Here is a 25,489-nt window from a genome sequence, read left to right as displayed (position 1 = left end):
TTGCGGAAGGTTTTTCTCATATAATCGCTTTAATTCCTTCTAACACTAATCCAATCATAAATCCGCAAACCGCCCCGTTCACTCGGATCCACTGCAAATCTTTACCGACATTATTTTCAATCATTTCGATTAATGTTTTATCATCTAACTTATCAAGGTTTTCTTGCACAAGCTTTCCAATTTTCGAATGATTTTTTTCAACAATATTAACCACTTGTTTTTGTAACCAATCTTCTATTTTTTGAACAGTCAGTTCATCTTCTTTTATTTTATTCATTTGTGTTTGTAAGAATGGAACAACATATTTATCGGCAAATTCTTCATTTTTCACAAAGGTAACTGCCCTACTCTGTACTTGCTCTAGCATCTCTTTTATTTTGTCAGTAGCATCCCAATTTGCAATCCATTTTTCTTTCCAATTCTCTAATTCCTGCAGTAAAGATTCATTTTCTTTTACATTTATAATTTCTTGACGAATTTTCGCTAATATAAGTTGTCTTGTGCTATTATCCGCATCTTGTAAGCTGTTAATATTGCTAATAATAAACTTCTGCAAAATGCCGCCAATTTTATCTTCATCTACAATATTCATAAACGATTTCAAAGTAAACTGTAAGAATCCATCTACTTTTATGTTTTCCATCGCCTTCATGCCTAAGCTTCCGAGCTGGTAACGCGCTTCATCTTGCGCCGTCCAATCTTTCACTTTTACTAATATGTAATCAAGTGTCTTTTCATCATATTCTTGCACAACTAATTGATCCACAAGAACTTGTAATATGTTACTTGTGTTAATTGTATGCAAATATGTTTTTAATTCTTTTTCAATAATAACTGCTAATTTTTCCGTATCTATTTGAAGAATCGCTTTCTCAGCAATTGTTACAATCCCTTTTTTCACAGCATCAGACTGTAACTCTTTCTCAGCAATTTGCAGTACCATTTGCGCTAGCTGCATTTCTTTTACTTTACTTGTAATACTTTCTTTCGTCAGCCATTCATTTTCTAACGTAGAAACGAGTCCCTTTGTTACCCGCTTCCGATTTTTAGGTAATAATGCTGTATGTGGAATTGGAATTCCCAACGGATGACGGAATAAAGCTGTAACCGCAAACCAATCCGCAAGTCCACCAACTAACCCAGCTTCAAATCCACCTTGAATAATCTCCCCAGCTATCGTTCCTTGAAAAGGGATAGAAGCGGCAAAGCCTACTCCCATAACCCCAAGCGAAATACCCGCTATATATTTTGTCTGTAATGACATCGTATACACACATCCTCTTATTATGTAAAATAAAGCTCTTTTGTTATATTTATTCGATATTAGTTATCCTTTATATCTATACTATAAAGAACTAATGTGAAAATAACAAAGATTTTTATGTACATGAAAAAATGAGGCTTTAGATCGCCTCATTTTTCGTTACTCTGCTATTGTTAATTCCGAACCTTTCTTATAATACCCATTCATCACATCTTTCGGAACCATGCTCCCACCAGTTCCCCACACAATATGAGTACCTTTCTTCACCTTCTCTGTTAACTGTTGCTTTTGTAAATACTCATTTTCAGCTTTACATACATTCAACGGACCTACCATACCCGCTAATGCAGAAGGTTCTAAATAAACGTTTTCCGTATCAGCCAGTTCTTTTAATAATCTATATAACTCTTCGTCACTTACTGTATAATTTCCACTTAAAAATGGTTCCATCGTTTTCCCAACAAATCCAGACGGTCTTCCTACTGCCAGTCCGTCCGCGTCTGTTACATTATCAATTCCGATATCTTGAACAGCAATTTTATCATGAAGTCCTGTCATTAACCCGAGTAACATACATGGAGAATGTGTCGGCTCTGCAAAGAAACAATGGACGTTGTCTTTATACAACAACTTTAAACCAAATGCTACTCCGCCCGGTCCGCCGCCGACACCACAAGGTAAGTAAACGAATAAAGGATGTTCTTCGTCTACTACAATCTTTAACTCTTCTAATTGATTTTGTAAACGTGATGCCGCTACTGCGTATCCTAAAAATAAATCATGTGAGTTTTCATCATCTACAAAATAACAGCTAGGGTCAGCATCAGCTTGTCTTCGTCCTTCTTCTACTGCTTTACTATAATCAGCCTCATATTCAATAACGTTCACACCTTTACTTCTTAATAAATCTTTTTTCCATTGTTTCGCGTCTGCTGACATATGAACAGTCACATTAAAACCTAGTTTCGCACTCATAATCCCGATGCTTAGTCCTAAGTTCCCTGTCGAACCTACCGCAATAGAATATGTTGCAAAAAACTCTCTACATGTATCGCTATCTAAAATGGAGTAATCGTCTTCCTCCGTTAACATTCCATGCTGAAGTGCCAATTGTTCAGCATGTTTCAACACTTCATAAATGCCTCCCCTAGCTTTTATTGAACCTGATATCGGAAGTTGACTATCACACTTTAATAATAGTTCTCCCAATATTGGCTGCCCGTAATTTTTCTCTAAAGACTGTTTCATAGAAGGTATTTTCACTAAAGGTGATTCTATAATGCCGCCCGTTTCTTGTGTTTCCGGAAAAACTTTCGCAATATATGGTGCGAAGCGCTTTAATCTCTCTTCCGCATCTTTTACATTTTCTTCATTAAGCGGCGAACCTTTTATTGCCGTTTCATACTTTTCTGTATTCGGATTTATCCAAAATACTTCTTCCGTTGCAATAAGGTTATTTAATAGTGGGTATCGCTCTTTTAATGCCTCTATCCCCTTCATTTCTCTTCCTCCTCATATTCTTGTAGCTAGCCATATAATAAATTATAATTAAATTAATTTTAATACAGTTTAACATACATTTTAGTTTAAGTTAATTATAATTTAATTTATTTAAATATAATTTAATAATCATTAAGGAGAATGCTCTATGGAAAATATAGATATTGGTAAAAAAATTGAAAAACAAAGAAAAGAAAAGGGTTTAACTAGTAAAGAACTAGCAAAGATGGCTGAAATTACACCATCTATGTTAAGTCAAATTGAACGTGGTTCTGCTAACCCTTCCATTCAAACATTAAAAGTACTCGCAAAAGCACTTGATGTTCCAACGTTTAGCTTTTTACTTGAAGAAACTAATACAGATGATTTAATCGTACGCTCTCATAAACGTAAGAAAATGATTATCGATAATTTATCATATGAAATGCTATCACCTGATTTCACAGGAAATTTAGCAACAGCAATTATGACCGTTCCGCCGAATACTGCTTCATCAGAAAATGTGCTAGAACATAAAGGTGAAGAATTAGCATTTGTATTAGACGGGAAGATTACATTATATTTAAACGAAGAAGATTACATATTAGAAACTGGCGATAGCGTAAAAATACCCGCTTATTTAAAACATAAATGGGTGAATCAATTCGAGAAAAATGCGATTGTTTTATTTTCTGTTACTCCGCCGATTTTTTAATTCATATGATGATACAAAAATATCCATGCATGGATGCTCTCCGCACATGGATATTTTTTATTTTTTTGGTACGAACAAAATCCCTAAACTAATAACACAAAAACTGAGTATTTGCTGTATTGAAAGACCAAATAGAACTAAATTTTGTTCACTAATAAGTGAAATAATGATATGAGCAATTCCCTCACAAATTAGAAAAAAGCTTATATTTTTTCCATTCCCTAATCTTTCATTTTTAATCCATAACGAGCAAATTATACCGAGTGCTAGTATAATCTCATACATGAAAATAGGATGATACAAAAATTTAGATTCATATACTTTCATCCCCCACGGCAGTGTCGTTTGTCCACCTATTTCTTGATGGAATAGAAAATAAAAGATAATACTCACGCACAATCCAAAAGGTAATGTATCAAGTAAAATCCGAAGGGAAAATTGCTCTTTTTTACTTTTCCAAACAATATATATACTCGCAATTACGCATCCTACTATAATATGTTTCATACTTCCTACAGCTAATAATGCTTGCAACGGCGATCCAAAAGCCCATACTGGATTTAATATTGCCGGTGCAAATTTCCATATGAATACAATGATGAGAAAGCCATTCGTTACTGCATCCATCATTTTTTCATATTGAATATTTTGCTTTTTCATCCTTAGTTTCATTAGAGTAAATCCAAATAGACTTCCTATTATAAGAGAAACGGGTTGTAACCTCACCATCCACTCCATCACTATGAAATCCCCTCTTAATTCTCAATTATTTTCTTAAACTTCTCTTCTAATTGATCTGGAGGTAATACACCTCGTGCATGATCTACAATAATTCCATCTTTATTAACGAAAAATGTCGTTGGTAAAGAAAATACTTTATAATCTATTCCAGCTACTCCATCCATATCTAATAGAACAGGAAATTTAAATCCATGGCGATCTGCAAATGCACTCGCTTCTTGTACTGGATCCCCGATTGTTGCATTTACCGCAAAGATTTCAACATCCCTTTTATATTTATCATACAAACGAACTAAGTCAGGAGCCTCTATTTCACATGGTCCACACCATGATGCCCAAAAATTAATAACATATGGTTTTCCCTTTGCATCATTTAACGAATACAGCTTCCCATCTAATCCTTTTAATGTTATGTTTGGGGCTTTGAACCCTACTTGTGGTAATACTTCTTTCTCTTGTAACTCCGCTTGTTTCGCTTTTCTTTCTTTTTCTTCTTTCTTTGTATTATAAAAGTTAACCCCTGCCCAAATTAGTGCCCCGGCCAGTATAATAGCAATTAGTTTCTTCACTTTTTTTCCTCCTCATTTCTAAAATCCGGTAAATCCACCAAATATACGAATAAAAAATGCTGTAATTTTCGTCATTTGATTTGTATATAATAAAACTCCTGTTACAATCATAATTCCACCGCCCATTTTCATCATGACATTGGCATATGTAACAATCCATTTTACCTTTCCAATAAAAAATGCCATCACGAAAAACGGAACCGCAAATCCAAGGGTGTAAGCTGTAATATACAGAAGCGCACTTTCAGGATTGGTCGCACCGAGCATAAGCACTGCAGAAAATATTGGTCCAACACACGGTGTCCATCCTGCTGCGTATGTCATGCCGACCAAAACTGAGCGAATATAGCCTGTCGATTTTCTTCTATATTGTACTTTTTTCTCTGCCATAAGCCACTTAGGCTGAATCAATCCAATCATAAATAGCCCCATCAAAATAATAAATATCCCACCAATTTGCTGAATCAACCTTTGATTAGATGAAAAAGTGATCCCAATCCAGCTTACCGATAAACCTAACGCATAAAAAATAACCGAGAAACCGATCATAAAAAATACTGTATGTATAATCGCTGACTTTTGCATAATTCCACGATTTTCTTTTAAATCTTGAATAGAAACACCTGTAATATATGATAAATAAGATGGATATAGCGGTAAAGAACATGGTGATATAAATGAAAGTATCCCCGCCCCTACTACTAGCCAAATTGTTAAATCCGCCGCATTCATTTTATCCCTCCTAAACGCACTACAATATGTAGTGTTAATTATTAAAAAAAGAGGCTATATGCACTCTCCGACAATAAGTACAATCGACATACAAAATAGCCCTAACGTTACATATACTGAATTTGTATGTAATGGCATATTCAGCTTAACAACTTTCTCATTCAACACTTGCTCAATTCGTAAATTAATTGCGGTTTTCGCAAACGACGCTGTAATACATTGATTTTCTATCGTCTTTATTTTAATTAACTTTAATAATGCACTACCTAGCTCAAATGAAGATTTCATTTTTTGCATCGCATATTTATCTGCTGATAGCTCTTGATATACATGATAACGCTGCAGCATCCCTTTTAATATAGGAATATACATCATCCCCTCAGCTAACAAGGTAAAGAAAAATAACTTTAATGGATCTCGACTTTTTTGATGATATTCCTCATGTAATACAATCGCATCAATTTCTTCCTCAGAAAATGCCTGAAACATTCCTTTTGAAATGACAATTTTCGGTCGAAATAATCCAATTGTAAATGCCGTAATCTGTAACGTTGATAATACGTACACTTGCTTTCCTTTTCTAGTAATAGATACGAGATTTCTTTTCAATCTTTTACTATAAAAAAATTGCTTCCAAATTCTTTTACTCATAATGATTACAGTAAATAACAGTAATCCGGCTATCATTATACGAAGTATTGATAGCTCCCTCATATGTTTTTGTAATTCAAATAAACAAAGTTGCGACAGGAAAAATGCTTTATTTTGAAAAAGAAATGGGTATGTAACGTAGTATACTAACATGCTTAAAAAAAGCACACTAATAGTCACTGCTAACAAAACGATTTTACGCATTTGCCACTTCATTTTATCAGTCCTCTTTTTTTAGCTGACTTAATTTCTCTTCTAATTTTTTTATTAAAGATGGATCAGCTTGTTCTAACTCATCTATCATGTGGTTCACAACAAGATCTCCAAATTCACCCATTAATTCCTGTGTCATTTTCTTCGTTTGATTAGATAAAAATTCTTCCTTCGTTTGTGTAGTACGATACATACCACTTCTTTTCACAATATGCTTTTCTAAATGTGCTTTCTCTACTAATCTGTTCATAACTGTCATTACAGTATTAAAATTCACTGGGGATTCTTCACTTAATTTCTGTTGCACATCTTTAATGGTAATACCTTGAGTAGCCCAAACAATTTCCATTATTTTCGCTTCAAGCGGTCCGAAAAAGTGATTTAACCCTTGCTCATTTAACTTGTAGTTTTGAGTAAACATCGTATGGCCCCTTTCACACTACAGATTGTAGTATAAAATATATAGAAGGTCAAACATAAATGATATTAACTGATACTTAAATGAATCCTAATCTCCACTAATTAGTTAGCTGTACCACGTTCGATTCATTGTAAACCTAACTTCTCTCCAAATGTATCATAGAGATAATATTCTAATATTTGAACACTAAATTTCTCATTACGCCCGAGTGCAAATAATTCCCGATCTTTAGCTACGATAGTATCTAATGGAATCGCCACATTATCCACTATTTTTGTAATTTCAATTATATTACTTTCTACGTTTACTTCTGTTTTAAATTCAATATTTTCTAATACTATATGTGAACGTCGTCCTGATGCAAAAAAAGTAAAGTGAGGATTTTTAAAAATTCCAATTTCACTCTCTAACGGATATAAATATTTATAAATTATATCTCTGTGTCCATCTTTTATTATTTTTTCATTTTTTTCATCATCTAAATATTCTTTCACCTTCGCTGCGAACTCAAATCGAAAATCCACTCTTTCACGCTCCCTCTTTTCAGTCTACGCTAATAAATATATCAATATAATTTTACCATATTATAAAATAAGTTCCTATAAAAGTAAAAAACACTTTTGTAAAACTTCTGGTATTCCCCGTACTTTTTAAATATAAATACCCTTTCAATATTCATTAGTACGTCGTTATATTCATTTAAACATATTGTTTCCATACTTTAAAACAATATTATCCAGTATTATATATCAATAAAGTGAAACTTTAATCAGTGGGGGGTTTTGTTCATCCCCCACTGATTATTAGCCCTCACCAATCAGGCGTTTACGGGCAGTTGATTTCCCACCTAACTGCTTTGCTCCAGCCGAATTTTGAGGTGGGAATCTTACTTCCTGCAAATAGCGGGATAAACTGCTTCTAATTCCTTTCTATCTACAGCTATCGATACCTCATGTTATTTCAATATATTGTTTACTTTATTTCCCCTTATTCATTAAATCACAGAAGGAATGTAACTCCCCACTATCGAATTTTTACATAACAAATATTATTAGGTGGTGCTTTACTATGAAATTAGCTGTCATTGGTGGCGGTGATTTACAAGATTCAAATCACTTGCATATTAATGAACGACTTATAGAATTAACAAATAAACAATACCCAAAAGTATTATTCATTCCAACAGCTAGTCGTGATGATGAAGGATATATAAAGTTATTTTTAGAAACATTTGAAAAGCAATTACATTGTGAGGTTCAAATTTTACGCATTTCAACCGAAACACCTACTAAATATGAAATAGATGAGATGATCCATTCTGCCGATTTAATTTATCTTGGCGGTGGAAATTACGTTCACATGCTTGAACAATGGAAAGAACATAAACTAGATGAAAAGTTACTGTTTGCTTTACAGCGCGGGACGCTTATTGCGGGATGTAGTGCCGGCGCTATGTGCTGGTTCACATCTAGCATACGTTCAGATTATGAAGGTTCTGGTTATATAGAAAGTAGTGGCTGGAGTATTGTTAACAAAAGATTTTGCCCTCATTACAATCAATTAAATAGAATGAATGCCTTCCATACGTTTCTACAAACTCACCAAGGTAATATAGAGGGCATTGCATTAGAAGATAATTGCGCTTTATATATTACAGAAGGTTCATTTGAAATTATAGGTGCGCCAGATACAGCTTGGGAGTTTTATATGAATAATGGAAAACTCATTAGACAACATTTTGACATAACTTTAAAAAGTTATTTATAAGCATTCATCAAAAAAATGTCCCTAAGTATAATGACCTAGGGACATTTTCACATTTTCACCTTTTAACTCACTAATCGTGTAATTCGTTTCTTCTGCCATGAAAGCTTATAATACGCATACTGTAATATTAAGCTGACGATGAATGCAGCTGGATACCCAATCCATATCCCTTCTATACCAAGGCTCGTATGGTAAGAAAGATAATACGCCACAGGTACTTCAACAAGCCAAATTGATACAACACTGATTACAGTTGGCCATAGTACTGTACCACTTGCTCGCATTGTCGCACTAATAATTTGTGCATGACCGAAAATTAAGTAACTCCATAATGTAATCATGATTAGGCTATGAGCAATTTCAATTGTATTTTGACTTGTTAAAAATAGCGCTAGAATATCTCTTGAGAACAAGTAAATAAGAGATATCAATACACCGCCAATGATGTAATTCATAATAATTCCAGCCCTAACAACTTTCTGCAATCGATCAAATTGGTTCGCACCAATTGATTGTGCTGCAAAAATTGATACTGTAATACCAAGGCTAACCGCTGGCATTTGTACATAACTTGCAACTTGGTTCACAACGCCATACGCCGCTGTTGCATCTGAACCGTACCGATTTACAAATGCGATTACCGCGATTTCTGATAATGAAACTAATATCATATTAATACTCGCTGGAATACCGAGGCGTAACAATAACTTTAATAACTCCCAGTCCATGCGAAGATATTTTCTTACTGTCCCATCTAATTGTAGTGGATGGTTTTTCTTCTTTAAATACACTAGCATGACAATAAACGTAATAACTGTAGATATAACTGAAGCATAGGCTGCTCCGTAAACATCTAATTTCGGAGCTCCTAACCAACCAAAAATAAGAATTGGTAATAAGATCATATTTAGCACTGTACTTACGATTAAAAAGTAAAATGGCGTTTTAGAATCTCCTGTACCTCTCATAAATGTTGTGTATGCAAAATATAAAAATAATACTGGCATAGATATAAATAAAATTCTTGCGTAATGCACACTCATTCCAATAATGTTTTCTGGCGTTCCCATAAGGCGCATAATATCCATCGCAAAAATACTACCTATTATCGCCAACACGACTCCGATAATAAAAGTAAACGTAAGCGTCGTACCAACGATAGCTTTTAAACGTTCTTCATTTTTAGCACCAAATGCCTGACCAATTAAAATTGAACTACCAGAACCAATTCCAATTACAAATGAAACGAGTAGGAAAAATAACGGGAAGAATGCCGATATAGCTGCTAGATCATTTACGCCAAGCCATCTTCCTACTACTACCATTCCAAATAACTGTCCAACTGATTGTAATACATTACTTAAAAGTAACGGTACTAAAAACATGGACATCGATTTCCATATCGGTTTATGTTCCGTTTCTGACTTCTGTGACTCTACACCTTCTTTATTGTTATCTGTAGGTGGTTTCAAATTTCATTTCTCCTTTTATTAAAAGTTTGCACGGTTACACCCGTGTGCTCCGTACTGTTGCATTTTTTTCAATTCTACTTTCGATATTGAAATGCCCATTCCCTTTCTTTTTGAGACCTCTCATGCTTCAAGCTCATCATACTTTCAACATACATTTTTTTGTCTTTATAATGTGCTACATATTTCAATCCCTATCTCTTTGTATAGTTGTTTTTATGATGTGCTTCTATTCACTTTCTTTGCTTTGCTTCATTCTTATAATTTCACCCAATATTGGCTTCCATCGGCTGTTCTATCTAAAAAACCATACTCGATTAAATATCTTCTTAAAGTTACAAAATCCGGATATACATTTTCTAAAACTGCGTTTACTTCTTTTTCAGTATACTTTTTATTACTATCGAATTTCTTCACTAAATGACGTAATATAATTAATTTACGCTTTTGCTTTTTCGGAAATTTAGAAAGCGGCCCATCCAAACCTTCTGTAAAATGCGCTGTTAAAACTTCAGTATTTTCTTCTTCTGTAATATTGTATCGATCATCCACCATCGTAGCTGTTCTATGAATCGGTACAAATTTAGTTGGAGTTTTTGATTTTTCTTCTGACAATTCCATTAACGCTAAAAATACCTTCGCTTGCTTCATTTTCTCTCGCAATGTAAATCGATGATTGCGAATCGTCGATGTGCTTCCCCCATCCATCTCTTTCACAATCTCTTTATCATTCAGTCCCATATAAAAAAACTGAACCATTTTCTTTTGCAAATCCGTTAAGCCCGTTAACTTCTTATCAAGATTTAATAAATATTCAAACATAGACGTATGCTCATTTTGAATATGCAACTGTATATACTTCTCTGCTTCATACAAAACTTGATTTTCTTGATAAATAACCCCTTTAATAAACGTTTCTCCGCAAGCTAAACAAATATACTCCTCTGCTACCTCATCGAATACATATCCTTTCTTCAATTCATCTATTGACGCATCCCAAAACTTCTCTGAAATATCACTCACACTAAACACTCCTTTAAAAGGTTTATTTAAAAACAAACAAATTACAATAACGTTTATTATCACTACATCATCTTAACATATAAAAAACAAACATTTCAATGTTTCGTTTACCTATTTTATAAACTTTAATTAAAACATCTATTAATAAATCTTAAAAAGTATTTAAAACAACGAAAAGCGAATGTATTTATATAAATTAATTACTATAGGATGTGAAATTGAAAGAAGTAAAATATGCTATTCAATATTTAAGTGATAACAACCTCGTTCAACATGGAACCGGCATTCACTCATTCCAAAACTTCAGCATTCAATTTTAACTACAAAAAAGGTGTTTCCACATATAGAAACACCTTTTTACCTTTTATGTATTTTATAAACAACTTCCACTAAAACTTTACTCGCTTGTACAAATACATGTTTTCGCTTTCCATCCTCAACGAATCTATTTGAGCAGCCACTCATAATCATCATACAACTAATTATGACTAGCACTACATTTCTATTCTTGTTAGTCACTTTATGCCACTCCACTACTAAAAACTTCATTTAAATTTATCCTATCAAAAAATTTTACACGAATAATAAACCGAAAGAATATGCAATTCTGCATATTCTCACGTTTTATTACGATGTTGTGATTTAATTTATTTAAAGAACACGTATACCGAGGTGACTAACTTGAAATTTAAAGCGAAAAAAAATCCATTTCACGTCATTTTCATTACATTATTTATAATTATTTTTTTCATTTCACTATTCTTGCAAAATGAGAATTCTATTTTTTTCACTCTCATGATGCTGTTAAATATCGTGAATCTCTCTTCATTCTATTTCTCTCACTACAACATAACGGAATCTTCTCTTATTGTAAAACACGGTTTCATATTACGTACTGAAATTCCATTTGAAGATATTCGTCACATTAAATACTCTGGCAAAACACTCCGTTCAGAAAAATGGACTAGGCAGCAATTAGAAATTGATTATAATTTATTTGACTCAGTGACAACTTTCGTACCACAAGAAGAAGAAAAATTCATTTCACTCTTAAAAGAGAACTGCCCACATATGAAAGTAATGAATACGTCTGCTAACAAATAATATCTTTTGGAGCTTGCAGTAGTACAAGTGAAGGAGACATAAAAAGAAATTAAAGGTGAATATCAAAAAAGCCAAGATTCTATACTAAGAACCTTGGCTTCCTCTATTACTCTTTCGGAGCAATCATTTTTTTCGGATCTACAATTTCATCAAATTGCTCTTCTGTTAGTAATCCAGATTGCAGCGCTGCCTCTTTTAAAGTTAACCCATCTTTATGAGCATGCTTCGCAATTTTCGCTGCGTTTTCATATCCAATATGCGGGTTTAATGCTGTTACAAGCATTAATGAACGATTCACATTTTCATTAATTACTTCTTCATCTGCTTCAATACCAACTGCACAATTATCATTAAATGAAACAATTGCATCCGCTAATAAGTGAGCTGATTGTAAGAAGTTATAGGCAATAACAGGTTTAAATACGTTTAACTCAAAATTCCCTTGGCTCGCAGCAAATCCGATTGTTGCATCATTCCCCATAACTTGTGCTACAACCATTGTTAGCGCTTCGCTTTGCGTTGGATTTACTTTCCCTGGCATAATAGAGCTTCCTGGTTCATTTGCAGGAATAATAATTTCCCCAAGACCACTACGTGGACCACTTGCAAGCCAACGCACATCGTTAGCAATCTTCATTAAATCAGCAGCTAATGCTTTTAATGCTCCGTGTGTAAATACAACTTCATCATGGCTCGTTAACGCATGGAATTTATTTGGTGCAGAAACAAATTGTTTACCTGTAAACAGACTAATTTCTTCTGCTACCATCTCACCAAATTTAGGGTGGGCATTAATTCCAGTTCCAACCGCAGTACCACCAATTGCTAATTCTTTCATATATGTATTGCTATCTGCAATCATACGCTCTGTTTTTTCAAGCATACGGTGCCATCCGCTAATTTCTTGTCCTAACGTTAAAGGTGTTGCATCTTGTAAATGCGTACGACCGATTTTAATAATATGTTCAAATGCAGTTACTTTTTCTGCTAATGTTTCTTTTAATTTCGTAATAGCTGGCAATACATGATTTTCTACCGCAATTACACACGCTACATGAAGTGCTGTTGGGAACGTATCATTTGAACTTTGAGACATGTTCACATCATCATTCGGATGAATATGTACCTCAGATCCCTTTTCTTTCAAAATTTGATTACCGCGGTTTGCAATTACTTCATTTACATTCATATTCGATTGTGTACCACTACCTGTTTGCCACACGACAAGCGGAAAATGTTCATTCCATTTTTCTGCGATAACTTCATCAGCAGCTTCCACAATTGCTTGTGCTTTTTCTTCTGATAACTTTCCTAATTTCTGATTGCTAATCGCTGCACTCTTCTTTAGAATCGCAAATGCTTTTACAATTTCAAGCGGCATATGCTCTGTTCCAATCGGAAAGTTTTCCTTACTACGCTGTGTTTGTGCTGCCCATAATTTATCAGCTGGAACTTTTATTTCTCCTAATGTATCTCTTTCAATTCTGTACTCCATTTTTTCATCCCCTTGAAAATAAAATACCTACATTTTTCATTTTAACAGACTTCCATCCAAATGATAAGAATTCTCACTCTTATATATAAAAAAAAATACCTTCCGCCATCGCAGAAGGTATTTTTTTATGATGCTTGCTTTCCTTTTTCAGCGTCATCTACATACCAAATGAATTTGCCTGTATATCCGTAAATAACTGCCAAAATTAATGAAACAAAGCTTAACCACATAAACGGAACGTATGAGAACGTTGCTACACCTAAAATACCAGCCATAAAAATACCATTATCCGACCACGGAACCATACCAGATGTTAACGTTCCACCTACTTCTGAGTTACGCGCTAATACACGGCGGTCTATTTTTAATTTATCATAGCTATCTTCCATAATTTTCGGTGTTAAAATAAGTGAAACATACATAGCACAACCAAATATATTAGCTAAGAATGCCACGATTAATGTAGACAATGTTACATTACCTGCAGAATTTAATTTCTTCTCAAATTTTGATACGATTACTTTTAAAACACCTAGCTTTTCAAGTAGTCCACCAAAACCTAACCCGAAAATAATAACGGCTACTGAACCAAGCATACCGTTAATTCCACCACGGTTTAATAACTTATCGACAAACTCGACACCAGATTGAATTGAGAATCCGTTATACGCTGTTCCAATCGCCTCTCCTAAGTTCATTCCTTGGAAAAGAGTTGCCCAAATTGCACCAATTAAAGCTCCCATTGCAATTGTTGGCATAGAAGGTTTCTTCATCGCTAATAGTGCGATAACAATGACCGCCGGAACAAGCATCCATATTTTAATATCAAATTCCTTTAATAAAGCTTCTTTTAAAAACTCTACTCGATTCAAATCTACATTATCGCCGCCATACATCCAACCAGCTACAGTAAACATAATGCTAGTAATAATGTAAGCCGGAACATCTAATACGAGCATAGCTCGAACGTGAGCAATAACATCTACTTTCGCCATAGAAGCTGCAAGAACTGTACTATCAGAAAGTGGTGATAATTTGTCGCCGAAATAAGCTCCTGAAAGAACTGCACCAGCAACAAGTGGAAGTGGTAAGCCAAGTCCTTCACCAATCGCCATCATAGCAATACCTGCTGTTCCTACTGTTCCCCATGATGTTCCTGTCGCGATAGAAGTTATCGAACAAATAATTAATGTTGCTAATAAGAATATGCTAGGGTGAATAAACTCTAATCCATAATAGATTAATGTTGGTACAACGCCACCAGCAATCCAAGTTCCAATTAAAGCACCTACTGCAACTAAAATCAGTATTGCTTCTAATCCGTTAGAAATCCCTTTCGTAATTGCATCTTGCAATTCTTGATAACGAAATCCTAATCTTAATCCAAGCGCAATTACTAAAAACCATGAAATAAATAGCGCTAATTGAATTGGGAGATCAAAAATCGTTTGGAAGGAAAAGACAACAGCAAGAAATAGTAATAAAAGAACTATGATTTCTAGCATCGATGGTAATCTTACACTTTTCATTTTTTTCTCTCCTTACAAGTCGATAACATGACGTATGTCGTCTTACATGTATGTAATATACAATTAGCGAAGACAAAACAAAATTTTCATATTATTTCGATTTATTTTTCCAGTATAATATATTGGACACCTTTTCTATTGTAAAAGTAGATGTTACTTTTCGCAATGGAAAATATAAAAAATGTTACATTTTTATTTAGATAGAACAATTCAAGAATAACTTTTTTAATATTTGCCACAATAAGATTTTTTACTATTATCCTCACCTTTCAAGGACTACCATTTTTCTCCACAAAAAAAGCACACATCATTAAAATGATGCATGCTCCACTTTTATTTATACATATTTTGTATTTCGTCTTTATTTTTAAGTATTTCAGCAAACTTATCGCTACAACCTTTCGGAAATAACACTCCGAGTCCATATGAATGCTCAAACTGAAAATGAGGGTGCTTCGCTTTAACTTCTTCCCAAAATTTATACACGCCGAAGTCTCGAGTTTTAACTTCAATATCATGAAATAAAACAATACCGTTATCCGCAAGTTTCGGTAACCATGTTTTATAATCATGAGAAACTGCTTCGTACGTATGATAGCCATCAATATGCAACAAATTTATCATTCCATCTTGAAATCGATCCACAGCCTCGTCAAAAGTAGAGCGAATTAAATTACCTATATTAGGATAACTCATATTTACTACTTTACTTACTATTTGAAAAACACCTTCCCCATATGGACCTGTATGCTCATCTCCTGTCCAAGTATCTACAGCAAAACATTTTGTATCTAATCCTTCATCTTTTGCCCCTTGACAAAAACTGAAAAAGGAAGCCCCTAAATGTGTACCTAACTCAACTAATACTTCTGGCTTTTCAAACCTTACTAAATCATATGCGAAATCTAAATGCCCAACCCACGCCGTATTCGCCCGAATAAAATGACTATAATTATCAAATTCAAATGTTGGTTTATGGGTAACCCAGCTCATCACATATCTCCTTCTACATATATTTTTAGCAAATCAAATTACTCTTATCTTTATTTTTTTATCCTCTTGATTATGATTTAATTTTATAATTTTACCTTGCTTTATTTAACGTACTTCCTTGTATTGTAGACCTAACTACACCTCATACAATTTCCACTTAAGAAAATCAGAAATTTCAATTTATACTCCCCCATTCTGTGATATATTGCATATTGTATCCAATATATACTTTGGGGAGGAGGACTATATACCTTATGGATCCAAATCGATTAAAAGGAATTATAATGGTCATAATCGGCGCTTGTTTATGGGGGTTGTCAGGAACAGCAGCACAACAACTTTTTCAATCCGAAAACGTTTCTGCTGAATGGTTAGTTACCATTCGTCTGCTTATATCCGGAGTCATCTTGCTCATTATTTCATCATTCGGAACGAGTAGAAAAGAGATATTCGGCATCTGGAAACAAAAATCTGATGCTAATAAAATGATTTTGTTTGGCCTATTCGGTATGCTTGCTGTACAGTACACGTATTTTGCTTCTATTAAAGAAGGAAATGCCGCCGTTGCAACATTATTGCAATATTTAGCTCCTATATTTATTACTGTATACTTACTTTTCAAATGGAGCGTTCGTCCATCAAAAATTGATTTTATTTCAATTACACTTTCATTAGTAGGGACTTTTCTATTACTAACAAACGGGTCTGTTCATAATTTGGCTGTTTCTACACCAGCTATCGTTTGGGGCATTTTATCTGGATTATCTCTCGCATTTTATAGCTTATATTCAAAGGAATTGTTAGAAAGATGGTCTTCATCCGTTATCGTTGGATGGGGCATGATTATTGGGGGTATTGGTGTAACGATTCTACACTTTATTTCTACAAACGAATTCATTTTATTATCGACTATGAAATATGTAAAACTAAGTACCCTACCGCTCATCACATTTGTCGTCATTTTCGGGACACTCATTGCATTTTATTTATACTTAGACAGCATACGATACCTTACTCCGAAAGAAACGACATTATTCGGTTGTACTGAACCACTCGCAGCTATTATTTCTTCTGTACTTATATTGCACGTACCGTTTCAATCTTTTCAGCTATTAGGGGCTTTTTGTGTCATTGTAATGGTGCTCATATTAAGCCCAAAACCGGATGAAGGGAAACCGAAATTAAAGCTTGTGAATGCGAAAAAGAAAAATATACAGTGAAAGGATTGAATTCACTATGCCTGTCCCTCAAAATTATAAAAAACCAGGAAGAGTTTCAGCAAAATCAATCGTTTTAAATCAACTACAAGATTGGATTATTGAAGGTGTACTGCAACCTGATGAAAAAATAAATGATGGGGAATTGGCGGAAGCACTAGGGGTTAGCAGAACACCTGTTAGAGAAGCTTTGCAAATATTAGAGCTTTCTGGGTTAGTCGAAATGATTCCCGGTCAAAAAACGAAAATTACTCCTATTAAATTTGAAGATGTATCTATCATTTATGAGACGATGGCTGGTCTTCACTCACTTATAGGAAAACAAGCACTACAAAAAATTACTGACGCTGATATTACACTACTTTCCGGGATAAATGATGCTTTTCAAAAATCTATCAATGAAAAAGATTCAAAACAAGCTTTAGATCTAGATATTCAATTTCACAATACCATCACCTTTATTGCTAAAAATCGATATATTGAACCTTTTCTAGAAAATATGCAGCTGCACGTTTTACGCCTTGAATATTTATTTTTCCAAAACTTTGTTCCTGCGAGTCAGTCTATTGCAGAACATCACTCCATAATTCAAGCCCTACAAAAGCAAGATGAAAAACAAATGGAACAAATGATGTCTCAAAACTGGCTCCGTCCAATGAAAGAAATACAAAAAATGATTTCTATGAAATAATAATAGAGCTGGTTACACAAAAACGTAACCAGCTCATCTTTTATTAATCTATATAGCTATGCCTGAATATCTGCATAATCTTCCATGTCTTCGTACTCTTTTTCCAGTTCCTCTAAAGACAGCTCGTATAATTGTCGGTCACGAATCTTAAACACACCTGCTCCAATTAACTCATCAATTAAATGCCTCTTACGATTTTCAACAGCAAAACGGAGTTGACTACTCATCTTTTAAAAAACTCCTTTCTACGATCATTGAAAATGATAATCTTTATCAATTACCACTTTTGATTATAAAAGATGACTCTTTATAAGTAAAGTAATTTCATGAAATATTTACCTTACAAAGTATTTGTGGCCACATTATATATATGTATGTCGTGCGAAAAATGTTATGACACTTTTTCTTATCCTTTTTCTTTCATACTTTGCAAGTTGTCTCACTATGATTAAATTCACCATCAATTTCTACTTGAATGGTGACATGTTCTACATGAAACTTCTCTTTTAATACATCCGTAGCCTCTTTTAATACACTTTGCGTTTCACTACCTTTAATAATCAAGTGGCAAGTTAATACTTGAAAATCCGATGTAACAGACCATATGCGCAAATCATGAACTTCTTTTACAATCGTAATATTTAATAAAGTACTTTTTACCTCTTCAACATTTATGTGTTGTGGTGCACCTTCCATTAATATATGAACCGTATCACGTGTTACACGCCATCCACTAATAATGACTAAAATAGACACAAGAATACTAGCAATCGCATCTGCAGCAGTCCATCCGAAAAATTTAATAAATAGCGCAGCAATAATCGCTCCGACCGATCCTAATAGATCGCCTAATACGTGTAAGAAAGCACTTCTTAAATTCAAATTCCCCTTCACATCTCCGCCTCTCATTAATATCCAGGCTGATAAAATATTAATAAGTAGACCAAGTACTGCAATAATAAGCATCCCATTACTAGCAATCTCAACTGGTTCTTTAAAACGGCGAATTGCTTCAATAAAGATGTATACTGAAATAACAATAAGAACGACACCGTTACATAATGCCGCTAACATTTCGACTCGCTTATACCCGTATGTTTTTGCCGTTGTTGCTGTTTTTTCTCCAAGCTTGAACGCAAGTAAACTTAACGCTAAGGATACTGCATCACTTAACATATGTCCCGCGTCAGATAATAGCGCTAAACTATTTGTTACAAATCCGCCAATAACTTCAGCAATCATAAAGCTTGTCGTTAATAGGAAGGCAATTAATAACGCTTTTTTATTTTTTGAATGACCGTGATCATGTGAATGTCCCATACTTATACTCCTCTAAGTGCAATATCTGTATGTTAGTATGAAACAAACTCCCCATCTTTATCCCGAATTAACGGGCAGTAAGACTCCCACTTCAAAATTCTGTTAGAACAAAGAAGTTAGGTGGGAGCCCTGCTGCCCGTAAACGCCCGATTGGTGAAGGCTAATAATCAGTGGGGAAGAACAATACCCCCACCGATTAAAGTTTCACTTTATCCCGCTTCCTCTGTATACACACTTCGCTACTTTTCAAACAAGTCCTTTTTCTCAACAAAAAATAAGACTACTTCTTTTTCAGCTTCATATTGTTTACTAATGAAAGAAATTTGAAGGAGGTTATTGAATTGAAACGACTATTCCTCTGTATGGAGCGTGAACTTGTTGTAGTGAAAAAACAAAATGGTAACTATGAAACCACATATCACTTACAAGATATGCAACCTACTTGTATTACAGTTGATCCATTTCAAAAGAATCGTGTATATTGCGGAACATTCGGACGAGGTTTATGGTTAAGCGATGATGGCGGGGATTCTTGGAGGCCAATTGGGGACTCTTATCGTTACTTTGATTTTCCGAAAGAAGATGGTATTTTACATTCTTCGATCACTTCCATTACAATAAGCCCGAATGAACAAGTTAACGAATATGGCGTCGTTTATGTAGGTACAGAACCTAGTGCTTTATTCCGTTCTGAAAATGGCGGTGAAACGTGGTTTGAACTTAAAAATATGAAATCATTATTATCTTCCTATACGTGGGCTTTCCCGCCTAGACCTTTTACCCATCACGTACGCTGGATTACAGTTGATCCAAACAATCCAAATACAATCCACGTTTCAATCGAAGCTGGTGCTGTTATTCAAAGTAATGATAGGGGGCATACTTGGATTGATAAAAAATTCGGTGCTCCTATCGATGCTCATCAATTACTGATGCACCCTGAAGCCCCCGATCGCCTTTATGCATCATGTGGTGACGGATTTATGGGCGGACCTGACCGTGCATATCTCGAAAGTTATAACAGTGGAAACAGCTGGGTTTCATGTAGCGAAGGACTAGAGCATCATTATTTATACAGCATGGCTATCGATCCGGCTGATTGCAATACACTTCTCGTTTCTGCCGCACCGAGTGCTGATCTCGCTCATCACCGTATTCCTTATGAATCTTATATATATCGAAAAACGAAAGATACTCCGTTCCAGCAAGTACAACAAGGTCTACCTTCTGCAATCGGTACAGTCATTTCGATGCTTGCTACAAATCCCTTTGAGCCTCATACGTTTTACACATTAAATAATGATGGCGTGTTTCAATCCGTTGATAGCGGAGAAACATGGGAACAATTAACCATTCCATGGAAAGAGGAATATAAAACACAGCATCCCCATGCGTTACTCGTTACTAGTTCTTAACGAAAAGAGACTGCCTAGTTATTTCAGGCAGTCTCACTTTTTATTTCTTTAAGTCAATCACAATATCATCTAACACTATATCTTTACTCTTCGCTTCTTTTTTCGGCACTTCAATTTTTTTCTCTTTCCCATTAACATACTCCACCCCACCATGATTTTCAGGTGTATGAACTTGCAAGTGCACGTGAGGTGTAATGATAAGCTTTGTGGCATTTTCGTTTAACTTTTGGAATGTAGCACTCCATCGAATATTGTAAGGATCTTTGCCACTTCCCCCATTTCCTTCACCCGAATAATCATTCCCTAAATCATCCTTAACCGTCAATTCAACATCTACACTATCCCATTCTTTCCTCGCCCCCTTAGAAACTTCTTGATTGTAATAAAGAATAAATGAAACCGGCGACATTGCGACCTTTTCCATATTTGCTTTTATACCTTCTTTTTCCGAACTTCCACCAATTGTTCTCTCTTTACTATCCACTGATTTTACAGTTAACGCGAAATTCCAATTTCCTTGTATTGATTTTTTCTTATCTGGCATCTCTATTCTCTCTATATTCCATCTAAAGTTTACTTTGTCCTTTTTATTACTATCATGGTGCGTCGTTGTTACCATACCTACATACTTTTTTTCAGTAACTTTAGTCATTTTTCCACTTCCTGAACTCCCATGAGCGTCCATTATATCCAATCCGCCTAATATGATAGGATCATCCCCTAAGTCTTGCTCACTTTCCAGTGAATACGTTATAGATACTGTTCTGCCATCAGAAATTACATCATTAATTGTAACCTTAACCCCATTACTCTCCCTCGTCATATTCAACTCAGTCGAAAACTCTTTATAATTTTCATATAACCCTGTTCTACCATCATCTAAAAATCGGAATATGTCACCTACAATTGGCAATCCTCCAGCATATGTAGGAAATCCGATACCGAGTGTTGCAACTGATAATCCTACTAAAATAGATGCAGCAGCAACACCCTTCTTCCAACTTTTCATCTTTTTCTTCGTACGTATCGATTGTTTTAAATTACGCTTCACTTTTTCTTTTTCAATTTCAGAAGCCTCAATTTCCTCAAGTTCTTTTTCATCTATATCAATATCATTTAATAGTTCATAAATGTCTTTCATATTGCACTACCTCCAAAACTAATATTCGTAGCATTTTGTTGTAGTTTCTTTTTCCCCCGGTACACACGATTATCTATTGCCGCCCTGGTTAATCCTAATTTCTCTCCGATTTCTTCTGTCTTCATACCGAGTAGATATTTCATAATGAACACTTTTTGATCTAACGGTTCTAATTGATTAATAAGCTTCAATAATTTTTCCCTATCTTCCATAACGATTAATTCGTCTTCTGCCGATTTTTCCGTAGTTATATGAAACTCATCTGAAATGATTTCTACTTTTTTAGTCGCTTTCCGGTAATAATCAATTGCCTTAAACTTTGCAATCGCTGCAATCCATTTTTTAAAATCACTCGGCTCTCCATGAAACTTATTTGCGTTATTCCAAATGGAAAGAAATATATCATTTACACATTCCTCTATCAATCCATCATTTTGAACTGGAAGAAGTACTTTGTGCGTTATCCCCTTTATGAGCGGTAAGTATGTATCGACAACAAATTCTAGCGCATCTTCTTTTTGCCGCTGTAATCTTTTTATAAAATTTTTCTCATTTGATTTCATGTAGCGATTCCCCTTATTTTTTTGTAAAAGCTTTTACACCCTATATAACGTTTTGGAAATTTTTTTCTCTCATCTTTTTTTATTTTTTGTATGTAATGGGATACTTTTCCTTAGCCATTGTCTCATATAAATATAAGCTTGAAGAAAATTTTCTCAAGTCTGTAATTCAATTAGTGTAGTACACTATTTATGCAGACACTCTTTAACCTGGTGTACATTTCATTTAATTAATCTACTTTTATAATTTTAAATTAGGAGATGAGATATGTATGTGTGGAATTACAGGTTGGGTAGATTGGAAAAAGGATCTTTCAAATCAACATGTTATTTTAGAAAAGATGGCAAATAGTATTCAGCATCGTGGTCCTGATGCTGAAGGATTTTGGTTTTCTCCTCGTGCGGCCTTTGCACACCGACGTTTAATTGTTATTGACCCAGAAGGCGGGACGCAGCCGAAGACATTTCGTGCTGGTGATTATACGTATGCTCTTACTTATAATGGAGAAATTTATAATTTTCGTGAGCTGAGAGAACAGCTTCGAAAATGTGGTCATGCATTTGAAACGCATTCAGATACAGAAGTATTACTACATGCTTATTTAGAATGGAAAGAAGACTGCGTACAACATTTAAACGGAATTTTCGCTTTCGCCTTATGGGATGATCAGAAGCAACAACTGTTTTTAGCACGTGATCATTTAGGCGTAAAGCCACTCTTTTATACAGAAAGAAATGACAGTATTATTTTCGGATCTGAAATAAAAGCATTATTAGCTCATCCATCTGTTCCTGCTGAAATTGATGCGGACGGCATAAATGAAATATTTGGATTAGGCTTATTTCGAACTCCAGGATGTGGCGTCTTTAAACATATTCAAGAAGTGCGTGCTGGACATTCTATAACGTTTACACGTGATAAAAAAGTAGTTACGAAGTATTGGAATTTAGAAAGTAAGGTCCATACAGATTCAATAGAAGATACATCATCGCATATTTTATCTATTTTACAAGATACAGTAAAAAGACAATTAATTGCCGATGTTCCTCTCGTTTGCATGTTATCTGGAGGATTAGATTCTAGCGGTATTACTGCATTAGCGGGGAAAGAATTTGCAGTGGAAAATAAAACACTTCATACGTATTCCGTTGACTTTGTAAATAGCGCAAAAGATTTCGAGCTGACATTTGCTCGCACTGGCTTAGACGCTCCTTGGGTAAAACGTGTTTCTGAACATGTAGGGACATCGCATCATGATATTATTGTGAATGCTGAAGAATTAGCAAATCACTTATTCGTTCCCCTTCGTGCAAAAGATTTACCGAGTGCCGGTGAAATGGAAACTTCACTATATTTACTATTTTGCGAAATGAAAAAAGATGCAACCGTGGCTTTATCTGGGGAGTCGGCCGATGAAGTATTCGGGGGATATCCTTGGTTTCATCAAGAAGAACTATTATATGTAGATAAGTTTCCGTGGTTAACAAACTGGAAAAACACATCTTCTCTATTATTAAGCGACGTAACAACTCAATGTAATCCTGAGCATTATATTAATAAAAGATTCCATGAAGCTGTTCTTGAAGTCCCTACTCTTGAAGGTGAAAATAAAAAAGCAGCGAAACAACGTCAAATGTTTTATTTATTTTTAACCCGATTCCTTCCGTTCTTACTCGACCGTAAAGACCGCATGAGTATGGCTGTAGGATTTGAAGTTCGTGTACCGTTTTGCGATTATAGATTAGTTGAATATTTATGGAACGTTCCTTTCAACATAAAAAGCATTGATAATATTGAAAAAGGCATTTTACGTAGAGCACTGAAACCTGCTTTACCTGACGATGTACGCAATAGAAGAAAAAGTGCTTATCCAACTTCACAAGACCCACATTATTTACAAACGATCCGTAATTTATCACTCGACATGTGCAGTAATAAAAACAATCCTATTTTCTCACTTATTAATCATTCCACATTACTTGCCATTGCAGATCAAAGTAATAAAGAAATTAACAATTTTGAAGCAAGAAGTGCTATGGAATACATGCTTCAAGTAAATGAATGGTTAAAAACGTATCACATCCATATCGCGTAACAAAAAGGAGTTCAAGGATAAAAACCTTGAACTCCTTTTATATTAATTAGCGCATTGTTTATTTTCAGTGTCAATGGACCATCCAATAATTGTGGCACAATCTCTACCTTTCCACTGCAGTACATTTGTTAATACCGGTTCAATCTGCAAGCTATTTCCGTCGTGCAATATTTCTACTAAAGATTGATCATCATCAAACCTTCGTTTATCACACTCTAAAATACCGTCCGTTGCCATTACAATGTGATTCATTCCTTTTTCTAATCCCCTTACACCTGACGTAAAGCAAGGTGTATTCGCTGCAAAAATATTTTTCCTACCAATATATTCATAATTCTTCCGTTTATTTAATCGCCCTTTTCCATTCTTCGTTTTCTCAGAATGGAATAAATATGCGAAACAATCACCAACTGATAGCCAATATAAAAATTCGCCTTTTCGTAAACAAATTAAGCATGCAAGTTCCTCATCATCTTGATCACATTTTTCAATAAACAGCTTATCTGTAAATAACGCTAACAAGTACATATGCGTATGATGAAAAGCTAAATGTATAGGATATGAAAACAACTCTTTTAGTTTTTCTTTTCTTTCTGAAATCGCTTCTATTATATAATGTATATTTTTCGTTTTGTGATGTGTATCAAAAATCATAACAAATTCAAATTGTAATTCAGGATCCCACCAAGCAAGCACTGCATCTCCTCGTTCATATGCATCACTCTCTTGATTTCCCCCATATACGCCAACTGAAAGAGGACCACATTTTTCAACATGTATTTCATCTACATACATCTGTTCATGACTCATCCATTTGAATGTATTCACAGCTATCATCCTCTCTCTTGCTAAATGTATACCTTTACACATAGATTACCTTATAT

The 25,489-nt window shown here is 34.6% G+C and carries 26 protein-coding genes and 1 pseudogene; 8 read left to right on the top strand and 19 right to left on the bottom strand.

The genetic code is table 11. The features are described 5' to 3' along the window. Positions 1-16 precede the first annotated feature (16 nt). Positions 17-1,264 carry a DUF445 domain-containing protein gene (locus LUS72_RS08720; RefSeq protein ID WP_097831569.1) on the bottom strand — a complete coding sequence of 416 codons (1,248 nt, stop codon included), beginning with the start codon at positions 1,262-1,264 and terminating at the stop codon, positions 17-19. A gap of 159 nt (positions 1,265-1,423) precedes the next feature. Continuing rightward, positions 1,424-2,764: a D-serine ammonia-lyase gene (locus LUS72_RS08715; protein ID WP_097831570.1), complete on the bottom strand. Its 1,341-nt coding sequence runs from the start codon at positions 2,762-2,764 to the stop codon at positions 1,424-1,426. Positions 2,765-2,912: 148 nt separating this feature from the next. On the opposite strand from LUS72_RS08715, the gene LUS72_RS08710 reads away from it, so the two are divergent. Continuing rightward, positions 2,913-3,458 (top strand): helix-turn-helix domain-containing protein, encoded by a 546-nt coding sequence (locus tag LUS72_RS08710; RefSeq protein WP_098361800.1) that lies wholly within the window; start codon positions 2,913-2,915, stop codon positions 3,456-3,458. A gap of 57 nt (positions 3,459-3,515) precedes the next feature. Here the strand turns inward: LUS72_RS08710 and LUS72_RS08705 are convergent, their stop codons facing one another. From LUS72_RS08705 to LUS72_RS08680, 6 genes are all read right to left on the bottom strand, one after another. Next, positions 3,516-4,199 (bottom strand): prolipoprotein diacylglyceryl transferase family protein, encoded by a 684-nt coding sequence (locus tag LUS72_RS08705; protein WP_141533456.1) that lies wholly within the window; start codon positions 4,197-4,199, stop codon positions 3,516-3,518. A gap of 14 nt (positions 4,200-4,213) precedes the next feature. Continuing rightward, positions 4,214-4,768 (bottom strand): TlpA family protein disulfide reductase, encoded by a 555-nt coding sequence (locus LUS72_RS08700; RefSeq protein WP_097831573.1) that lies wholly within the window; start codon positions 4,766-4,768, stop codon positions 4,214-4,216. Positions 4,769-4,786: 18 nt separating this feature from the next. Then, a complete protein-coding gene (gene ccdA / locus LUS72_RS08695; RefSeq protein ID WP_097831574.1) occupies positions 4,787-5,500 on the bottom strand; it encodes a cytochrome c-type biogenesis protein CcdA in 714 nt (237 codons plus the stop codon). Positions 5,501-5,554: 54 nt separating this feature from the next. Next, positions 5,555-6,367 (bottom strand): M56 family metallopeptidase, encoded by an 813-nt coding sequence (locus LUS72_RS08690; protein WP_097831575.1) that lies wholly within the window; start codon positions 6,365-6,367, stop codon positions 5,555-5,557. A 4-nt stretch (positions 6,368-6,371) separates the two neighbouring features. After that, complete coding sequence (locus LUS72_RS08685) at positions 6,372-6,785, bottom strand: BlaI/MecI/CopY family transcriptional regulator (RefSeq protein WP_097831576.1); 414 nt, start codon at positions 6,783-6,785, stop codon at positions 6,372-6,374. Between the two features lie 125 nt (positions 6,786-6,910). Continuing rightward, complete coding sequence (locus LUS72_RS08680) at positions 6,911-7,309, bottom strand: DUF3942 family protein (RefSeq protein WP_264448813.1); 399 nt, start codon at positions 7,307-7,309, stop codon at positions 6,911-6,913. Positions 7,310-7,853: 544 nt separating this feature from the next. Between LUS72_RS08680 and LUS72_RS08675 the strand changes: the two genes are divergently transcribed. After that, positions 7,854-8,552 (top strand): peptidase E, encoded by a 699-nt coding sequence (locus tag LUS72_RS08675; protein WP_097831578.1) that lies wholly within the window; start codon positions 7,854-7,856, stop codon positions 8,550-8,552. Between the two features lie 62 nt (positions 8,553-8,614). Here the strand turns inward: LUS72_RS08675 and LUS72_RS08670 are convergent, their stop codons facing one another. Further along, positions 8,615-10,024 (bottom strand): MATE family efflux transporter, encoded by a 1,410-nt coding sequence (locus tag LUS72_RS08670; protein WP_097831579.1) that lies wholly within the window; start codon positions 10,022-10,024, stop codon positions 8,615-8,617. Positions 10,025-10,279: 255 nt separating this feature from the next. After that, a complete protein-coding gene (locus LUS72_RS08665) occupies positions 10,280-11,044 on the bottom strand; it encodes a DUF2087 domain-containing protein (protein WP_097831580.1) in 765 nt (254 codons plus the stop codon). Positions 11,045-11,262: 218 nt separating this feature from the next. Here LUS72_RS08665 and LUS72_RS08660 point away from each other — a divergent pair. Continuing rightward, a pseudogene (locus tag LUS72_RS08660) lies at positions 11,263-11,364 on the top strand (MBL fold metallo-hydrolase); the annotation flags it as partial. A 37-nt stretch (positions 11,365-11,401) separates the two neighbouring features. Here the strand turns inward: LUS72_RS08660 and LUS72_RS08655 are convergent. Next, positions 11,402-11,593: a hypothetical protein gene (locus LUS72_RS08655; RefSeq protein WP_097831581.1), complete on the bottom strand. Its 192-nt coding sequence runs from the start codon at positions 11,591-11,593 to the stop codon at positions 11,402-11,404. 132 nt (positions 11,594-11,725) lie between these two features. Here LUS72_RS08655 and LUS72_RS08650 point away from each other — a divergent pair, with 132 nt between their 5' ends. Continuing rightward, positions 11,726-12,148, top strand: coding sequence for a PH domain-containing protein (locus LUS72_RS08650; RefSeq protein ID WP_097831582.1), 423 nt, complete (start codon positions 11,726-11,728; stop codon positions 12,146-12,148). Between the two features lie 106 nt (positions 12,149-12,254). On the opposite strand, the gene fumC is transcribed toward LUS72_RS08650, so the two are convergent. The 3 genes from fumC to LUS72_RS08635 form a co-directional block, all read right to left on the bottom strand. Beyond that, positions 12,255-13,643, bottom strand: coding sequence for a class II fumarate hydratase (fumC, locus tag LUS72_RS08645; RefSeq protein WP_097831583.1), 1,389 nt, complete (start codon positions 13,641-13,643; stop codon positions 12,255-12,257). Between the two features lie 125 nt (positions 13,644-13,768). Continuing rightward, the gene (gene nhaC, locus LUS72_RS08640) at positions 13,769-15,172 is read right to left on the bottom strand and encodes a Na+/H+ antiporter NhaC (RefSeq protein WP_097831584.1); all 1,404 of its coding nucleotides are present in this window, start codon (positions 15,170-15,172) and stop codon (positions 13,769-13,771) included. A gap of 333 nt (positions 15,173-15,505) precedes the next feature. After that, positions 15,506-16,165, bottom strand: a complete 660-nt coding sequence (locus tag LUS72_RS08635) for a class I SAM-dependent methyltransferase (RefSeq protein WP_097831585.1) — start codon at positions 16,163-16,165, stop codon at positions 15,506-15,508. 254 nt (positions 16,166-16,419) lie between these two features. On the opposite strand from LUS72_RS08635, the gene LUS72_RS08630 reads away from it, so the two are divergent. Together LUS72_RS08630 and LUS72_RS08625 are read left to right on the top strand one after the other, a co-directional pair. Next, complete coding sequence (locus LUS72_RS08630; protein ID WP_097831586.1) at positions 16,420-17,385, top strand: DMT family transporter; 966 nt, start codon at positions 16,420-16,422, stop codon at positions 17,383-17,385. 16 nt (positions 17,386-17,401) lie between these two features. Next, positions 17,402-18,073 carry a GntR family transcriptional regulator gene (locus LUS72_RS08625; RefSeq protein WP_097831846.1) on the top strand — a complete coding sequence of 224 codons (672 nt, stop codon included), beginning with the start codon at positions 17,402-17,404 and terminating at the stop codon, positions 18,071-18,073. Positions 18,074-18,129: 56 nt separating this feature from the next. On the opposite strand, the gene fbpA is transcribed toward LUS72_RS08625, so the two are convergent. Together fbpA and LUS72_RS08615 are read right to left on the bottom strand one after the other, a co-directional pair. Further along, positions 18,130-18,300, bottom strand: coding sequence for a Fur-regulated basic protein FbpA (gene fbpA / locus LUS72_RS08620; RefSeq protein WP_000098301.1), 171 nt, complete (start codon positions 18,298-18,300; stop codon positions 18,130-18,132). Between the two features lie 193 nt (positions 18,301-18,493). Then, positions 18,494-19,393 carry a cation diffusion facilitator family transporter gene (locus LUS72_RS08615; RefSeq protein ID WP_097831587.1) on the bottom strand — a complete coding sequence of 300 codons (900 nt, stop codon included), beginning with the start codon at positions 19,391-19,393 and terminating at the stop codon, positions 18,494-18,496. A gap of 341 nt (positions 19,394-19,734) precedes the next feature. On the opposite strand from LUS72_RS08615, the gene LUS72_RS08610 reads away from it, so the two are divergent. Beyond that, on the top strand, positions 19,735-20,808 hold the full coding sequence (locus tag LUS72_RS08610; RefSeq protein WP_264448811.1) for a WD40/YVTN/BNR-like repeat-containing protein: 1,074 nt from the start codon (positions 19,735-19,737) through the stop codon (positions 20,806-20,808). A gap of 40 nt (positions 20,809-20,848) precedes the next feature. Here the strand turns inward: LUS72_RS08610 and LUS72_RS08605 are convergent, their stop codons facing one another. Together LUS72_RS08605 and LUS72_RS08600 are read right to left on the bottom strand one after the other, a co-directional pair. Then, positions 20,849-21,949, bottom strand: a complete 1,101-nt coding sequence (locus LUS72_RS08605) for a DUF4179 domain-containing protein (protein ID WP_097831589.1) — start codon at positions 21,947-21,949, stop codon at positions 20,849-20,851. Beyond that, entirely contained in the window at positions 21,946-22,512 is a 567-nt protein-coding gene (locus LUS72_RS08600; RefSeq protein ID WP_264448810.1) for a sigma-70 family RNA polymerase sigma factor, read from the bottom strand. The genes LUS72_RS08605 and LUS72_RS08600 overlap by 4 nt, the downstream gene beginning before the upstream one ends. A gap of 269 nt (positions 22,513-22,781) precedes the next feature. Between LUS72_RS08600 and asnB the strand changes: the two genes are divergently transcribed. Continuing rightward, positions 22,782-24,605, top strand: coding sequence for an asparagine synthase (glutamine-hydrolyzing) (gene asnB / locus LUS72_RS08595; RefSeq protein ID WP_097831591.1), 1,824 nt, complete (start codon positions 22,782-22,784; stop codon positions 24,603-24,605). 42 nt (positions 24,606-24,647) lie between these two features. On the opposite strand, the gene LUS72_RS08590 is transcribed toward asnB, so the two are convergent. Further along, positions 24,648-25,475: a PP2C family serine/threonine-protein phosphatase gene (locus LUS72_RS08590; protein WP_097831592.1), complete on the bottom strand. Its 828-nt coding sequence runs from the start codon at positions 25,473-25,475 to the stop codon at positions 24,648-24,650. Between the last annotated feature and the right edge of the window lie 14 nt (positions 25,476-25,489).

The organism is Bacillus cereus (genome assembly GCF_025917685.1).
GTDB classification, from domain to species: domain Bacteria; phylum Bacillota; class Bacilli; order Bacillales; family Bacillaceae_G; genus Bacillus_A; species Bacillus_A cereus_AT.
This window is presented reverse-complemented; position numbering and strand designations above follow the sequence as displayed.

What these genes read in the sequence shown, in the direction of transcription:
- LUS72_RS08720 (WP_097831569.1), bottom strand. Translation starts at nt 1,264, where the DNA reads ATGTCATTACAGACAAAATATATAGCGGGTATTTCGCTTGGGGTTATG.
- LUS72_RS08715 (WP_097831570.1), bottom strand. Translation starts at nt 2,764, where the DNA reads ATGAAGGGGATAGAGGCATTAAAAGAGCGATACCCACTATTAAATAAC.
- LUS72_RS08710 (WP_098361800.1), top strand. Translation starts at nt 2,913, where the DNA reads ATGGAAAATATAGATATTGGTAAAAAAATTGAAAAACAAAGAAAAGAA.
- ccdA (WP_097831574.1), bottom strand. Translation starts at nt 5,500, where the DNA reads ATGAATGCGGCGGATTTAACAATTTGGCTAGTAGTAGGGGCGGGGATA.
- LUS72_RS08690 (WP_097831575.1), bottom strand. Translation starts at nt 6,367, where the DNA reads ATGAAGTGGCAAATGCGTAAAATCGTTTTGTTAGCAGTGACTATTAGT.
- LUS72_RS08685 (WP_097831576.1), bottom strand. Translation starts at nt 6,785, where the DNA reads ATGTTTACTCAAAACTACAAGTTAAATGAGCAAGGGTTAAATCACTTT.
- LUS72_RS08675 (WP_097831578.1), top strand. Translation starts at nt 7,854, where the DNA reads ATGAAATTAGCTGTCATTGGTGGCGGTGATTTACAAGATTCAAATCAC.
- LUS72_RS08655 (WP_097831581.1), bottom strand. Translation starts at nt 11,593, where the DNA reads ATGAAGTTTTTAGTAGTGGAGTGGCATAAAGTGACTAACAAGAATAGA.
- fumC (WP_097831583.1), bottom strand. Translation starts at nt 13,643, where the DNA reads ATGGAGTACAGAATTGAAAGAGATACATTAGGAGAAATAAAAGTTCCA.
- nhaC (WP_097831584.1), bottom strand. Translation starts at nt 15,172, where the DNA reads ATGAAAAGTGTAAGATTACCATCGATGCTAGAAATCATAGTTCTTTTA.
- LUS72_RS08635 (WP_097831585.1), bottom strand. Translation starts at nt 16,165, where the DNA reads ATGAGCTGGGTTACCCATAAACCAACATTTGAATTTGATAATTATAGT.
- LUS72_RS08630 (WP_097831586.1), top strand. Translation starts at nt 16,420, where the DNA reads ATGGATCCAAATCGATTAAAAGGAATTATAATGGTCATAATCGGCGCT.
- LUS72_RS08625 (WP_097831846.1), top strand. Translation starts at nt 17,402, where the DNA reads ATGCCTGTCCCTCAAAATTATAAAAAACCAGGAAGAGTTTCAGCAAAA.
- fbpA (WP_000098301.1), bottom strand. Translation starts at nt 18,300, where the DNA reads ATGAGTAGTCAACTCCGTTTTGCTGTTGAAAATCGTAAGAGGCATTTA.
- LUS72_RS08615 (WP_097831587.1), bottom strand. Translation starts at nt 19,393, where the DNA reads ATGGGACATTCACATGATCACGGTCATTCAAAAAATAAAAAAGCGTTA.
- LUS72_RS08605 (WP_097831589.1), bottom strand. Translation starts at nt 21,949, where the DNA reads ATGAAAGACATTTATGAACTATTAAATGATATTGATATAGATGAAAAA.
- LUS72_RS08600 (WP_264448810.1), bottom strand. Translation starts at nt 22,512, where the DNA reads ATGAAATCAAATGAGAAAAATTTTATAAAAAGATTACAGCGGCAAAAA.
- asnB (WP_097831591.1), top strand. Translation starts at nt 22,782, where the DNA reads ATGTGTGGAATTACAGGTTGGGTAGATTGGAAAAAGGATCTTTCAAAT.
- LUS72_RS08590 (WP_097831592.1), bottom strand. Translation starts at nt 25,475, where the DNA reads ATGTGTAAAGGTATACATTTAGCAAGAGAGAGGATGATAGCTGTGAAT.